This is a genomic window from Yersinia enterocolitica subsp. enterocolitica (assembly GCF_901472495.1).
GTDB classification, from domain to species: domain Bacteria; phylum Pseudomonadota; class Gammaproteobacteria; order Enterobacterales; family Enterobacteriaceae; genus Yersinia; species Yersinia enterocolitica.
In genome coordinates this window covers 2,933,411-2,949,052 of record NZ_LR590469.1, presented here as the reverse complement: position 1 = coordinate 2,949,052, position 15,642 = coordinate 2,933,411, and the positions used below count along the sequence as shown (strand labels likewise).

Below are 15,642 nucleotides of genomic sequence, written 5' to 3'. Positions count from 1 at the left end.
ACCTTCAATTTCCGGTTGGAACACATTATCCGATACGAATCCAAGAGTGACGCTGCATTAGCGTTGATGTGAAAGCCGTGAGATTGGAAAGGGGAAGGGAAATGACACAACAGTTAGTCGGCACGGAGTTAGTTTTTACACAGCATTTTAATGCTGCTGAAAGACAGGTTTTACCGGAAGAAGCGATCGAATTCTTGACCGAATTGGTGGTGAAATTCGCACAGTCACGTCGTGAACTCCTTGCCGCACGGGTATCCTGGCAAAAAAATATCGATCAAGGTGCCTTGCCAGATTTTATTTCGGAAACTAATTCCATTCGTGAAGGTGACTGGAGGATTCAGGGGATTCCTGCTGACTTACGTGATCGTCGGGTGGAAATTACCGGGCCGGTTGAGCGAAAAATGGTGATTAATGCTCTCAATGCCAATGTAAAAGTCTTTATGGCTGATTTCGAAGACTCGTTGGCACCAAGCTGGGACAAAGTGATCGATGGTCAAATTAACCTGCATGATGCGGTAAAAGGCACTATTTCCTATGTAAATGAATCCGGCAAGATTTATCAACTCAAACCCAACCCTGCGGTACTGATTGCGCGAGTTCGCGGCCTGCACTTGCCGGAGAAACATGTGAAATGGCAGGGGGAGGATATTCCTGGTGGACTGTTCGATTTCGCTTTGTATTTCTATCATAACTATAAGCAATTACTTGCCAATGGCAGCGGCCCTTATTTTTATTTGCCGAAGATGCAGTCTTATCAGGAAGCCGCTTGGTGGAGTGATGTTTTCACCTTTACCGAGCAGCGCTTCGACTTACCGCAAGGCACCATTAAAGCCACGGTATTAATTGAAACATTACCTGCCGTGTTCCAAATGGATGAAATCCTCTATCACCTGCGCCATCACATTGTTGGCCTCAATTGTGGTCGTTGGGATTATATATTCAGCTATATCAAGACACTGAAAAATCACGGTGATCGTGTGTTGCCAGACCGCCAATCGGTCACCATGAATAAACCATTCCTGAGTGCGTATTCCCGTTTATTGATCAAAACCTGCCATAAACGCGGTGCTTTAGCGATGGGTGGTATGGCGGCATTTATCCCGAATAAAGATCCGGTAAAAAATGCGCAAGTACTGGATAAAGTCCGTGCGGATAAAGAGTTAGAAGCCAGTAATGGCCATGATGGTACATGGGTAGCCCATCCAGGGCTGGCCGATACCGTGATGGAAGTTTTTAACAAGGTTCTGGGTGACCGGCCAAATCAATTAGAGGTTAGCCGGGCACAGGATAAACCTATAACCGCAGCTGAGTTGTTGGAGCCTTGCAGTGGTGAACGCACGGAAGAAGGGATGCGCGCCAATATCCGGGTTGCTGTGCAATACATTGAAGCATGGATATCTGGCAATGGTTGCGTGCCGATTTATGGTCTGATGGAAGATGCCGCGACGGCAGAGATTTCCCGTACTTCTATCTGGCAATGGATACATCACCAGAAAAACCTGAGTAATGGTCAAACGGTGACGAAAGAGCTGTTCCGAAACATGTTGAGTGAAGAAATGCAGGTAGTGAAGCTGGAACTTGGCACAGAGCGCTTTGATGGCGGGCGGTTTGAAGAAGCTGCGTGTTTGATGGAGCGAATTACAACACAAGACGAGCTTATCGACTTCCTGACCTTACCAGGCTACGCATTACTTGCCTGAGATACCCTTCGTCCTTGAAGCCGCAGCGGTGTTAGCTACGTTCGCTCCCCCGAATCACTGACTTGTGTCAGCTCAGCGGGATGAGTTCACTTGCTGCCTGGCTGCAACGCCAATGACTTTGAGTATCACACCTAATTTAACCCTACAGAATTGAATAATAAGGAATATTGCTATGACGACCTCTCGTACTCAACAAATTCAGCAATTGGAACAGGAATGGAAATCACCGCGCTGGGAGGGCATTATTCGCCCGTATAGTGCTGAAGAAGTGATTAAATTACGTGGCTCAGTCAACCCTGAGTGCACTTTGGCGCAGCATGGTGCGAAGAGATTGTGGGAATTACTGCACGGCAAATCGCGCAAAGATTATATCAACTGTTTAGGTGCATTAACCGGTGGTCAGGCACTGCAACAGGCGAAGGCCGGGGTTGAGGCCATTTATTTGTCAGGCTGGCAGGTCGCGGCTGATGCTAATACCGCATCAAGCATGTACCCGGATCAATCGCTGTACCCGGTTGACTCCGTTCCCGCAGTGGTTAAACGTATCAATAACAGTTTCCGTCGCGCAGATCAGATTCAATGGTCGAATAATATTGAGCCGGATAGCAAAGGTTATACCGACTATTTCCTGCCGATTGTAGCAGATGCGGAAGCCGGTTTTGGTGGGGTACTGAATGCGTTCGAATTGATGAAGGCTATGATTGAGGCGGGTGCTGCCGGCGTACATTTCGAAGATCAACTGGCAGCCGTGAAGAAATGTGGTCATATGGGCGGTAAAGTTTTGGTACCGACTCAGGAAGCGATTCAGAAGTTGGTCGCCGCCCGTCTGGCTGCCGACGTTCTCGGTGTACCAACACTGCTGATTGCCCGTACCGATGCTGATGCCGCTGACTTGCTGACTTCTGATTGTGACCCGCATGATAGCGAATTCATTACTGGCGATCGCACTGCTGAAGGATTCTTCCGCACTCATGCTGGTATTGAGCAAGCTATCAGTCGCGGCCTGGCTTATGCCCCGTATGCCGATTTGGTGTGGTGCGAAACCTCAACGCCAGACCTGGCGTTAGCTAAACGTTTTGCTGATGCGATTCACGCACAATTCCCTGGTAAATTATTGGCTTACAACTGTTCGCCATCATTTAACTGGAAAAAGAACCTGACGGACCAACAGATTGCCAGCTTCCAGGATGAGCTGTCGGCGATGGGTTACAAATACCAGTTTATTACACTGGCGGGTATCCACAGCATGTGGTTCAACATGTTCGATCTGGCGCATGCTTACGCACAGGGAGAAGGCATGAAACACTATGTTGAGAAGGTTCAGCAGCCCGAATTTGCCGCAGTTGAGCGCGGCTACACTTTCGCGTCCCATCAACAGGAAGTGGGTACCGGCTACTTTGATAAAGTCACCAATATCATTCAGGGTGGTGAGTCTTCCGTAACAGCATTGACTGGCTCGACGGAAGAACAGCAATTTTAGCCCCACTATTTGAGTGAAAGGTTGTGTTATCAAGAGCCTGCTTATGCAGGCTCTGTTCCGTATGACGGAGGTGAGTATGGTGACAAAGCTGGAACAATTAATCGCGCAAACAATTTTGCAGGGGTTTGATGCTCAATATGGCCGCTTTCTGGAGGTCACTGCGGGGGCGCAACATCGTTTTGAGCAGGCTGACTGGCATGCGGTACAGCAGGCGATGAAAAAGCGTATTCACCTCTATGATAGTCATGTGGGGCTGGTGGTTGAGCAATTGAAACACATCACTGATCAGCGCTGTTTTGATGTGAATTTTCTAACGCGAGTAAAAGAAATTTATACCGGCTTGTTACCGGATTATCCGCGCTTTGAAATCGCCGAAAGTTTTTTTAATTCAGTCTATTGTCGGTTATTTAAACACCGCGATTTAACCCCGGATAAGCTGTTTGTCTTCAGTTCACAACCGGAGCGGCGCTTTCGTGAAATTCCCCGTCCCTTAGCGCGTGATTTTGCCCCCAAGGGAGATTTGAGCGGTATGTTGCAGGTGGTACTCAATGATTTGCCGCTGCGTTTACCTTGGGAGAACCTGCCCCGCGATATCGGCTACATTGCGACTGCATTGCGGCAAAACTTTACTGATGAGCAACTCGCAACAGCGCGCTTTCAAGTTGCTAATGAACTGTTTTATCGTAATAAAGCCGCTTGGTTGGTGGGAAAACTGCGACTGGCTGACGAGGTCTATCCATTTCTGCTACCTATCCATCACAATGAATCAGGCGGGTTATTTATTGATACCTGCCTCACCAGCAAGGCAGAGGCCAGTATCGTGTTTGGCTTCGCCCGTTCTTATTTTATGGTTTATGCCCCCTTACCTGCGGCGATGGTGGAATGGTTGCGGGAAATCTTGCCGGGCAAATCGACTGCTGAACTGTACATGGCGATTGGCTGCCAAAAACACGGTAAAACCGAAAGCTATCGTGAATACCTAACCTTTGTTCATCAATCTAGCGAACAATTTATTATTGCGCCTGGGGTCAAAGGGATGGTGATGTTGGTATTTACTCTGCCATCATTTGACCGGGTTTTTAAGGTCATTAAAGACCAGTTCGCGCCACAAAAAGAAGTTAGTCAGACGAGAGTTTTAGAGTGCTATCAATTAGTTAAAGAACATGACCGAGTAGGGCGAATGGCGGATACCCAAGAGTATGAGAATTTTGTGATTGATAAGCATCGCATCAGCGCAGAATTGCTGACGGAATTACAGCGGGAAGTGCCGGAAAAACTGGAAGACTTAGGCGACCAAATCATCATTAAACACCTTTATATGGAGCGGCGGATGACGCCATTGAATCTCTATATAGAGCAGGCAAATGATCAGCAGTTGAAGGATGCTATTGAAGAATACGGTAACGCCATTAAACAACTGGCGGCGGCGAATATTTTCCCCGGCGACATGTTATTTAAGAACTTCGGGGTAACTCGTCACGGGCGCGTGGTGTTCTACGATTATGATGAAATTTGTTATATGACTGAGGTGAATTTCCGCGATATCCCGCCGCCACGCTATCCGGAAGATGAGATGGCCAGCGAGCCGTGGTATAGCGTATCGCCCAATGATGTATTCCCTGAAGAGTTTCGTCATTTTTTATGCACCGATCTGAAGGTACGACATTTTTTTGAGGAGATGCACAGCGACCTGTTTCACGCCAGCTATTGGCGTGGGTTGCAGCAACGTATTAAGGACGGGCATGTGGAGGATGTTTTTGCTTATCGCCGTAAGCAGCGCTTCTCCCAGCGGGTGATCTCTTGACGGCTACTGCGCGTCGCCACTCTGAGATTGCGCAGCGCTCGACCTCCTCACGTACTATGTGTACGCTCCGGGGCCTGTGCGCTGGGTGCACTCAAATTGACTTAGCTCGCTACGCCTTGATTGGATTGAAAAATATAGGTTCAAATGAAGGGAAATCGTGCCGTTGGGGTCGCAGCGGCGTGAGCCGCCGGAGTGCCCCTGGGTGTACGTAAACCCTTCAATCACTGTGCATAATCTACGGCGTCTTTACGATCTGCTTGTTCTCTCCGAACGACAAAGTTTTAACTAATTAACTCCGATTCCCCCCGCCGTATGATTGAGTGATTTCTTTCGCAGCATGAATAACCAATGCGCCAAGCTCTGTGACGCGATCGTCGGTAATACGCGATATCGGGCCGGAAATGGAAATAGCGGCAAAGGCTTCGTGATGTTCATCGAACAAACAGGCGGCGATGCAGCGCAGGCCGAGAGCATGTTCTTCATCATCAAATGAATAACCTTGTTTGCGAATCAGCGCCAGATTCTCCTTCAAACTAGCAGGGCTGGTGCGGGTATGCTGCGTGTAGGCATGCAGCCCTTTCTTATGTAAAAGCTGAACCAGCTGGTCGTCTGGCAGGGTGGAGAGAAAAGCTTTACCGGCCCCAGAGGCGTGCATAGGCAGTTTGCCGCCAATCGGCGCGGACATCCGCATCAGGGCGGTACATTGCACTTGATCGATAATAATGGCCTGATAGTCGCTGTGATCCAGCACTGCCAGATTGACGGTTTCACCCGATTCATCCATTAAACGGCGTAGCATGGGGTGAACCATAGCCAGCAAATTGCGGCTTTGCAAAAAGCTGCTGCCGACAATAAAGGCGTGTGCGCCCATCGTCCAAAGGCCTAAATCCCCCACCTGACGGACGAAACCCTGCTGTTGCATGGTGGTTAACAGGCGGTGAGTGGTGGAATTAGGTAAACCCGCCTGTTGTGCTAAATCTGTCAGTGCAACACTACCCTGTGCTTCGGAAATATATTCCAGTAATTTAAGACCCCGAGTCAATGATTGAACCTGACCGGTTGGAGCAGTCGCCATTTGCGCAGCTGCCTTGGGTTTCTTGCCCCGTTTGATCGCAATCGGTAACGCCATAAATTAGCCTCTTATCTATTATTATGGAACTCATTTTCGTTTTTAATTATGCATGCAAACCACAAAAATTGCTCATCCGATGAGTTTGGTTTCCTACCTGAAAAAGTCTCAACTGTGACTGGACTCATTACATTGACAACTTGTGCTAGGATGACAGATGAATTTTTCAGCATGTCTGATACGAATAAACAATTAAAGATGCATCGGATAATGGCCAGGCAACAGGGTAAAGAGGCGACAGTGGTGGACACAGTAACAAATAATAAGGTTAAAGAATTACACCAGCAATTAGCACAACGGATCTTGGTGTTGGATGGTGGCATGGGAACCATGATCCAGAGCTATCGGCTGGAAGAGGCGGATTACCGTGGTGTGCGCTTTGCTGATTGGCCTAGTGATCTGAAAGGGAATAATGATTTATTGGTGCTCTCCAAGCCCGAAGTCATTACTGCTATTCACAATGCCTATCTTGAAGCTGGCGCTGACATTCTCGAAACCAATACCTTTAACTCTACCTCCATTGCTATGGCGGATTATCAGATGGAGTCGCTGTCAGCTGAAATTAACTATGAAGCTGCCCGACTGGCCCGTATCTGTGCTGATGAATGGACTGCCCGCACGCCCGACAAACCACGCTATGTTGCCGGGGTGCTTGGCCCGACCAACCGCACCGCGTCTATTTCACCGAAAGTGAATGATCCGGCATTTCGTAATGTCAGTTTTGATCAGTTGGTTGAGGCTTACCGTGAATCGACCCGTGCTCTGATTGAGGGCGGTGTCGATTTAATTATGATTGAAACGGTTTTCGATACCCTGAATGCCAAAGCGGCCACCTTTGCTGTCGAATCTGAATTTGAAGCTATGGGTGTACTGTTACCCGTGATGATTTCCGGCACTATTACCGATGCTTCTGGCCGTACTCTATCCGGCCAAACCACCGAAGCTTTTTATAACTCTCTGCGCCACGTGAAGCCGCTCTCTTTTGGCCTGAACTGCGCTTTGGGGCCGGATGAGCTACGCCAATATGTCGCTGAGTTATCACGAATTTCTGAATATTATGTCAGTGCGCACCCTAATGCCGGTTTGCCGAATGCCTTTGGTGAATATGATCTGGAAGCCAAAGAGATGGCCGAGCAGATTGGTGAGTGGGCGCGGGCAGGGTTTTTAAATATTGTCGGCGGGTGCTGCGGTACCACGCCACGTCATATCGCCGCGATGGTTAAAGCTGTCGCTGGCGTTGCACCACGTCCTTTGCCGGAGATTCCGGTCGCTTGCCGTTTAGCGGGGCTGGAACCATTGACAATCGATGCTAACACACTGTTTGTTAACGTCGGTGAACGGACAAACGTCACCGGTTCGGCCCGCTTTAAACGGCTGATAAAAGAAGAGAAATATGGCGAAGCGCTCGATGTGGCTCGTCAGCAGGTTGAAAGCGGCGCGCAAATCATCGATATCAATATGGATGAGGGCATGTTGGATGCTGAAGCCGCTATGGTGCGTTTCCTGAATCTGATTGCCGGTGAACCCGATATTGCCCGGGTGCCGATTATGATCGACTCTTCCAAATGGGATGTCATCGAAAAAGGTCTGAAATGTATTCAGGGCAAGGGCATCGTTAACTCCATTTCGATGAAAGAGGGTGTAGATGCCTTTATTCATCATGCCAAGCTGGTGCGGCGCTATGGTGCGGCGATGGTGGTGATGGCGTTTGATGAGCAGGGGCAGGCTGATACTCGCGCGCGCAAGATAGAGATTTGCCGCCGCGCCTATAAAATTCTGACGGAAACCGTTGGCTTCCCGCCGGAAGATATTATTTTTGACCCGAATATTTTCGCCGTCGCTACCGGGATTGAAGAACATAACAACTACGCCGTCGACTTTATTGAAGCTTGTGCCGATATCAAAGCCGAACTGCCGCATGCCATGATTTCAGGCGGTGTCTCCAACGTTTCGTTCTCCTTCCGTGGTAATGATCCGGTGCGGGAAGCTATTCACGCGGTATTCCTTTATTACGCCATTCGTAATGGAATGGATATGGGTATCGTCAATGCCGGACAATTGGCGATCTATGACGATCTGTCAGATGAACTGCGTAATGCAGTTGAGGATGTCATTCTTAATCGTCGTGATGACAGCACTGAACGCCTGCTGGATCTGGCAGAAAAATACCGTGGCAGTAAGAGTGATGAGGTGGCGGTTCAGCAAGCGGAATGGCGCGGTTGGCCGGTGAAAAAACGCCTGGAATACTCGCTGGTTAAAGGGATTACCGAGTTCATTGAGTTGGATACTGAAGAAGCCCGTCAGCAGGCTGACCGGCCAATCGAGGTTATCGAAGGGCCATTGATGGCTGGGATGAATGTGGTGGGTGACTTGTTTGGTGAGGGGAAAATGTTCCTGCCGCAGGTGGTAAAATCCGCCCGAGTGATGAAACAAGCGGTCGCCTATCTCGAACCTTATATTGAAGCCAGTAAACAGAAAGGTACTACGGCAGGTAAAATCTTGCTGGCGACGGTTAAAGGCGATGTGCATGACATCGGCAAAAACATTGTCGGTGTGGTGTTGCAGTGTAATAACTATGAGATCATAGACTTGGGTGTGATGGTGCCGACCGAAAAAATTCTGCGTACCGCGCGGGAAGAAAAGGTCGATATCATCGGTTTATCTGGTCTGATTACGCCATCGCTCGATGAAATGGTGAATGTCGCCAAAGAGATGGAGCGTCAGGGTTTCACTTTGCCGCTGTTGATTGGGGGGGCGACCACCTCCAAAGCACATACCGCGGTTAAAATTGAGCAGAACTACAGTGGGTCCACCACTTACGTCTCCAATGCCTCGCGCAGCGTTGGCGTAGTTTCAGCATTGTTGTCTGATACGCAACGAGATGATTTTATAGCGAAAACTCGCAAAGAATACGAAACTGTCCGCATTCAACATGCGCGAAAAAAACCGCGTACCCCGCCGGTCAGTTTGCAAGCGGCACGTGATAACCCAACTGTTATCGATTGGGAAAGTTACATGCCACCTGTGGCACATAAATTAGGTGTGCAAACAGTGGAAGCCAGCATCGAAACTTTGCGTAACTACATCGACTGGACGCCATTCTTTATGACCTGGTCGCTGGCGGGCAAGTATCCGCGTATTCTGGAAGATGAAGTGGTGGGTGAAGAGGCTAAGCGGCTGTTCGCGGATGCCAATGAGATGCTGGATAAGCTGTCGGCGGAGGATTTACTGCATCCCAAAGGGGTGGTTGGTCTGTTCCCCGCTAATAGTGTGGGCGATGACATTGAAATTTACCGCGATGAGCGGCGTGATGAAGTGCTGGTGGTCAGCCACCATTTGCGCCAGCAAACAGAAAAAACCGATTTCCCGAACTATTGCCTGGCAGATTATGTTGCACCTAAATCCAGCGGTAAAGCTGATTATTACGGCGCTTTTGCGGTCACCGGCGGGCTGGAAGAGGATGCACTGGCCGATGCCTATGATGCTCAACATGATGATTACAACAAAATCATGATTAAGGCGCTGTCTGACCGGCTGGCAGAGGCTTTTGCGGAATATCTGCATGAGCGGGTGCGTAAGGTGTATTGGGGCTTTGCACCGAATGAAAATCTGAGCAACGAAGAGTTGGTACGCGAGAACTACCAAGGGATCCGTCCAGCTCCTGGCTATCCGGCTTGCCCGGAACACACAGAGAAAGGCCAAATCTGGCAGTTGCTGGATGTGGAAACGCATACGGGTATGAAATTGACTGAGTCCTACGCCATGTGGCCTGGGGCGTCGGTGTCGGGTTGGTACTTCAGTCATCCGGATAGCAAATATTTCGCTGTGGCACAAATTCAGCGGGATCAGGTGGAAGATTACGCTGCCCGTAAAGGGATGCCAGTGGCAGAAGTGGAGCGCTGGTTAGCGCCAAATCTGGGTTACGACGCGGATTGACGGCTAAGCCCCGCCGCTCTTTGGTGACCCGCATATGATCCTCAATTTATGATAGAGAGGCATGAGCGGGTCCGCTACTCTGTTTCACCATAATGAAACAGAGGAAGCACGACAAATGAAGATAGAAATACTAAAAACAGCAAGTGCACGGATGTTTGCTATTGATTTAAATAAAGCAAACCCCACAGCATTAGAGCAGCGAATCTCTCAGCGGCTATCATCGGCAAATAATCGTCCTATGTGCCTTGGGAGAGCGGCTGGTTTGAGTCTGATGCAGGATTGTAAGCAAGCCAATAAGCAGCAAGCGCAGCAGAAACAGGTTAAATTTGCCACGATGCTAACTTATGTTCAGTTTTTTCCAAAGGGTGCATAGCCCATCACTCAAATAAGTTGTGATGCAGCGTTTGTACCACTTTTTCGGCATCAGTGCCCGGCACCAGGAAGCACAGGTTGTGGCTGCTAGCTCCGTAACAAATCATGCGGATATTGAATGGGTCTAGCACGCCAAACACCTCTTTACCCACCCCGCAGGCTTGCGACAGGTTATTTCCGATAATTGCCACCAATGCCAGGTTTTCTTCCACTTCCACCCGGCACAGGGAGGAAAGTTCGGTCAGTAGCGAGCTGGTCAGCAAGCTGTCACCGATGGATGTCGAACCGGTGGTATCCAGTGTCAGTGCCACACTCACTTCAGAGGTGGTTATCAAATCAACCGAGATATTGTGGCGCGCCAGAATGTTAAAAACCTCAGCCAGAAAACCACGTGCATGCAGCATATTCAGGCTATGCAGGGTTAGCAGGGTTTGTTTGCGGCGCAATGCTAACGCCCTGAATAATGGCGGATTGTACGTTTCATTGCACACCAGCGTGCCGCCCGCGGCGGGATCTTTGCTCGAGCCAACAAACACCGGAATGTCGCTGCGCACTGCCGGTAATAAGGTGGCAGGGTGCAGCACTTTGGCACCAAAAGTCGCCATTTCAGCCGCTTCTTCAAAAGCGATTTTATCAATACGTTTTGCACCGGGAACTACGCGCGGGTCAGTGCTATAAATCCCTGGAACGTCGGTCCAGATATCAATGCGGCTGACATTCAGTGCTTCACCTAACAGCGCGGCGGTGTAATCACTGCCACCGCGGCCAAGGGTGGTGGTGCGTCCTTTACTTTCGCTGCCGATAAAACCTTGCGTGACGATAATGGCGTGCTCGATACGTGGCGCTAATTGGGTCTGGGCCAGTTCGGATAATGCATGGGTATCTGGCTCGGCGCGGCCAAAGCGATCATTGGTGCGCATAATTTTACGCACATCAAACCATTCCACCGCCACCTGACGTTGGCGCAACAGTTCGACAAACAATAATGTCGACATTAATTCGCCGTGGCTGACCAGTTCATCCGTCAGTGCTGCCGAGGTCGCCAGACTGGCCGCTTCTGACAGCATGGAAATGTTCTCCAGCATGCGATCAATTTCTTCGCGAATAACAGCTGGGTCGGAAAGTTTAGCGAGAATGCTGTATTGAATGCGGCGGATTTCATCTAAATGAAGGGCGCGTGTTTCCTGTTCGCAGCCATCGGCCAACGCGACCAACAGATTGGTAATCCCGGCTGAAGCCGACAAAATCACCAAACGAACATCCGGGTTCGATAAAACGACGTCAGCACTGCGGCTCATGGCATCAAAATCAGCCACACTGGTACCACCAAATTTGGCGACGACAGTTGGGGATGGGGCGCTGCGAGCTTGTTGGCGAGCAGTCTGTGGTTGTGAAACCTGTCGTTGTGAAGCTGAAATCATCTAAAAAAACCTCGTGTCAGATGCCATCTCGGGTGGTCGGCTGTATTTTTCTCTGTACAAGGAAATAACGGGTTATCCACTTTCTGTCAATGAAATGGCTATGAGGTATTTTCATATTTAATAATATGCTCCCTCATATCACTAAATTGATTGGATACTGGCCTGAATATGAGCGGCCACTATACTCGTCATACTTCAAGCTGCATGTGCGTTGGCTGCCTTCGCGCACTCCAGTCGTAAGCTCCTGGGGATTATGAGCCTCACCAGAGGCTCACCCTGCGGCCAGCGCAAGCGCTGTTCAAAATGGTTTACAACCAATTTGTTACTCAGTTGCCGCCTTCCTGCAACTCGAATTATTTAGAGTATCTGATTGAAGGTCTTCAGATTATGATTAAAAATCTTAAGATGAACCGAGGTATTGAGAAACATGGATCAGATCAAGAGTTGTTTCGAGAGATAATACCTATCGCAAGAAAAGAGATCTCAATCACAGGGTAACAGGATACAATCAAGGTATTCGTTTCATTAATCCTTAAGCCTAGAAGAGCGCCGCTATGAAAAATATTAATCCTAGTCAAACCGCTGCCTGGAAAGCGTTACAGCAACACTTTGAACAGATGAAAGATGTCACTATCAGTAGTCTGTTTGCCAAGGACGACCAGCGTTTTAGCCAATTTTCAGCGACTTTTGACGATCAAATGCTGGTGGATTTCTCCAAAAACCGTATTACCAGCGAAACCATGGAAAAACTGCAAGCTCTGGCTAAAGAAACTGATCTGGCTGGTGCAATTAAAGCGATGTTCTCTGGTGAGAAAATCAACCGCACCGAAGACCGTGCCGTGCTGCATATTGCTCTGCGTAACCGCAGCAATACACCGATTGTGGTCGATGGCAAAGATGTAATGCCAGAAGTAAACGCAGTACTGGCTAAAATGAAACAGTTCTGTGACCGCGTGATTGGCGGCGAATGGAAAGGCTATACCGGCAAAGCGATTACTGATGTGGTGAATATCGGTATCGGTGGTTCAGATCTCGGCCCTTACATGGTGACCGAAGCGCTGCGCCCGTATAAAAATCATCTGAATATGCATTTCGTTTCTAACGTGGATGGCACTCATATTGCTGAAACGTTGAAACCGCTGAACCCAGAAACCACGCTATTCCTGGTCGCATCAAAAACCTTTACCACTCAAGAAACCATGACTAACGCCCACAGCGCGCGTGACTGGTTCTTGTCTACCGCGAGTGATGAGAAACATGTTGCGAAGCACTTTGCGGCATTGTCGACCAACGCCAAAGCAGTAGGCGAGTTTGGTATTGATACCAACAATATGTTTGAGTTCTGGGATTGGGTCGGTGGCCGTTATTCTCTGTGGTCTGCTATTGGCTTGTCTATCGCGCTGTCGGTTGGTTTCGAGAACTTCGAACAACTGCTCAGTGGTGCACATGCTATGGACAAACACTTTGCGGAAACTCCGGCTGAGAAGAACCTGCCGATTCTGCTGGCGTTGATTGGTATCTGGTACAACAATTTCTTTGGCGCAGAAACCGAAGCCATCCTGCCATATGACCAGTATATGCACCGTTTCCCGGCTTACTTCCAGCAGGGCAATATGGAATCCAACGGTAAATATGTTGGCCGTGATGGTAAACCAGTTGATTACCAGACTGGCCCAATTATTTGGGGTGAGCCAGGCACCAATGGTCAGCATGCGTTTTATCAGTTGATCCATCAGGGCACCAAATTGGTTCCTTGTGACTTTATCGCACCGGCTATCAGTCATAACCCACTGAGTGACCATCACGCGAAACTGCTGTCTAACTTCTTTGCACAAACCGAAGCGCTGGCTTTCGGTAAATCACTGGCAGAAGTTGAAGCAGAATTTGCTGCAACTGGCAAAACACCTGAGCAAGTGGCTCATGTTGCACCATTCAAAGTGTTCGAAGGTAACCGCCCAACCAACTCTATCTTGCTGCGCGAAATCACGCCGTTTAGCTTGGGTGCATTGATTGCGTTGTATGAGCACAAGATCTTCACGCAAGGGGTTATCCTGAATATCTACTCCTTCGACCAATGGGGTGTAGAGCTGGGTAAACAACTGGCGAATCGTATTTTGCCAGAACTGGCAGGTGATGAAAAAGTCACCAGCCATGACAGTTCTACCAATGCGTTGATTAACCGTTTCAAGAGCTGGCGTTAAGCTAACGGGCTAAGCTCTTTGATCCGTGCTTATTAGCCCCTTACTGATGTAAGGGGCTTTTTTTCGGCCCGGATCATTTCACCTACTTTCAATAGGAGTATTTATGGCCAAAAATTCGCGCTCACAGTGGATAGCCAAAAATCTACAGCGTTTACTGAATGTGGGGTTGATTGCATTGGCCGCTATTTTGGTGGTCTTTCTGATAAAAGAAACCTTCCATCTTGGAAAGGTTTTATTCGTCAATAATCAGGATGCGTCTTCTTACATGCTGATTGAAGGGATTGTGATCTACTTTTTGTACTTCGAGTTTATCGCATTGATTGTTAAGTACTTTGAGTCTGGTTATCACTTCCCACTGCGCTATTTTATTTATATCGGGATCACCGCAATTATCCGGTTGATCATTGTCGATCATGAGAATCCAATTGATACGTTGATTTATTCCGGCTCGATATTGCTGCTGGTAGTGACTTTGTATCTGGCCAATACCGAGCGGCTGAAAAGAGAATAGCTGTTTATTTGATGCATAAAAATGGCGGCCATTACGGCCGCAAAGACACAGTACCAGAGGGAAAGTAAATCAAGTAAAGCAGCGGCATAAATTCAGATAACTGATAATGCTAATCGAAGGGGAAATGTTCCGTTGGGGCCGTAGTCGCGTAAGCGACCGGTGCGCCCGTAGGAACAGTCACCCCTTTAGCACCAATTTAACCCTTCACCCCACCTGCCGTTAAGCCACCGACCAGCCAGCGCTGCGCCAGTAAGAAGACGGCGGTGATAGGGATAGCCGATAACACAGCGGCAGCGGCAAAATCGCCCCACAGATAGTTTTGCGGGTTCAAGTATTGCTGCATACCCACTGCCAGAGTGTAGCTGTCCACATCGCGCAACAGCAGTGACGCGACCGGGACTTCGGTAATCGCGGCAATAAACGACAGAATAAAGACCACAGCTAAAATCGGTACTGACAGTGGTAACAGCACCAGTCTGAAAGCTTGCCATGGCGTAGCGCCATCCAGAGCAGCGGCTTCTTCCAATGAGTTATCAATGGTTTCGAAATAGCCTTTGATGGTCCAAACATGCAGGGCAATCCCCCCCATATAAGCAAAAATTACGCCGCCGTGGGTATTCAGCCCAATAAACGGCATATATTGCCCAAGGCGGTCGAACAGGGCATATAGCGCCACCAGTGACAGCACCGCAGGGAACATCTGGAAAATCAGCATACTTTTCAGCAGGGTGTCTTTGCCACGAAAACGCATACGGGCAAAGGCGTAAGCACAAGTGGTGGAGAGGGTGACAATGCCAATGGCGGTAATCACCGCAATTTTGACTGAGTTCCACAGCCATAACATTACCGGGAATGGCGGCGGTGTCACGCTACCATCAGCATGGGTTACACTCATGCCCAGAGCCAGTTTCCAGTGTTCCCAGGAAATTTGATCTGGGATCAGGCTGCCAGTGGCAAAGTTACCGGGCCGCAGTGAAATGGTAATCACCATCAGTAGCGGGAACATAATCAGCGCGATAAAGCACAGCATTAAGAAATGAGTGCCAAATAGACGCAAACGCTGGGATTTAGGTTGAACCATAGCCATC

Annotated in this window: 10 protein-coding genes; 7 read left to right on the top strand and 3 right to left on the bottom strand. The window is 49.0% G+C overall.

Annotation, left to right across the window (positions count from 1 at the left end; all coding sequences use genetic code 11):
• The first annotated feature begins 101 nt into the window (after positions 1-101).
• From aceB to aceK, 3 genes are all read left to right on the top strand, one after another.
• Positions 102-1,700: a malate synthase A gene (gene aceB, locus FGL26_RS14080; RefSeq protein WP_005174581.1), complete on the top strand. Its 1,599-nt coding sequence runs from the start codon at positions 102-104 to the stop codon at positions 1,698-1,700.
• Positions 1,701-1,872: 172 nt separating this feature from the next.
• Complete coding sequence (aceA, locus tag FGL26_RS14075; RefSeq protein WP_005174580.1) at positions 1,873-3,180, top strand: isocitrate lyase; 1,308 nt, start codon at positions 1,873-1,875, stop codon at positions 3,178-3,180.
• A 76-nt stretch (positions 3,181-3,256) separates the two neighbouring features.
• Positions 3,257-4,984, top strand: coding sequence for a bifunctional isocitrate dehydrogenase kinase/phosphatase (aceK, locus tag FGL26_RS14070; RefSeq protein ID WP_005174579.1), 1,728 nt, complete (start codon positions 3,257-3,259; stop codon positions 4,982-4,984).
• A 289-nt stretch (positions 4,985-5,273) separates the two neighbouring features.
• Here aceK and iclR read toward each other — a convergent pair whose 3' ends face one another.
• Complete coding sequence (iclR, locus tag FGL26_RS14065; RefSeq protein ID WP_005174577.1) at positions 5,274-6,113, bottom strand: glyoxylate bypass operon transcriptional repressor IclR; 840 nt, start codon at positions 6,111-6,113, stop codon at positions 5,274-5,276.
• A gap of 240 nt (positions 6,114-6,353) precedes the next feature.
• On the opposite strand from iclR, the gene metH reads away from it, so the two are divergent.
• On the top strand, positions 6,354-10,049 hold the full coding sequence (metH, locus tag FGL26_RS14060) for a methionine synthase (RefSeq protein ID WP_005174576.1): 3,696 nt from the start codon (positions 6,354-6,356) through the stop codon (positions 10,047-10,049).
• A gap of 115 nt (positions 10,050-10,164) precedes the next feature.
• Positions 10,165-10,422 carry a hypothetical protein gene (locus FGL26_RS14055; protein WP_032912865.1) on the top strand — a complete coding sequence of 86 codons (258 nt, stop codon included), beginning with the start codon at positions 10,165-10,167 and terminating at the stop codon, positions 10,420-10,422.
• 4 nt (positions 10,423-10,426) lie between these two features.
• Here the strand turns inward: FGL26_RS14055 and lysC are convergent, their stop codons facing one another.
• Entirely contained in the window at positions 10,427-11,842 is a 1,416-nt protein-coding gene (gene lysC, locus FGL26_RS14050; protein ID WP_005174574.1) for a lysine-sensitive aspartokinase 3, read from the bottom strand.
• Between the two features lie 554 nt (positions 11,843-12,396).
• Between lysC and pgi the strand changes: the two genes are divergently transcribed.
• Together pgi and psiE are read left to right on the top strand one after the other, a co-directional pair.
• Positions 12,397-14,043, top strand: a complete 1,647-nt coding sequence (gene pgi / locus FGL26_RS14045) for a glucose-6-phosphate isomerase (RefSeq protein ID WP_005174572.1) — start codon at positions 12,397-12,399, stop codon at positions 14,041-14,043.
• Between the two features lie 103 nt (positions 14,044-14,146).
• Positions 14,147-14,554, top strand: coding sequence for a phosphate-starvation-inducible protein PsiE (gene psiE / locus FGL26_RS14040; protein WP_004705335.1), 408 nt, complete (start codon positions 14,147-14,149; stop codon positions 14,552-14,554).
• A 196-nt stretch (positions 14,555-14,750) separates the two neighbouring features.
• Here the strand turns inward: psiE and malG are convergent, their stop codons facing one another.
• Positions 14,751-15,641, bottom strand: a complete 891-nt coding sequence (gene malG, locus FGL26_RS14035; RefSeq protein WP_005165723.1) for a maltose ABC transporter permease MalG — start codon at positions 15,639-15,641, stop codon at positions 14,751-14,753.
• Position 15,642: the final 1 nt, after the last annotated feature.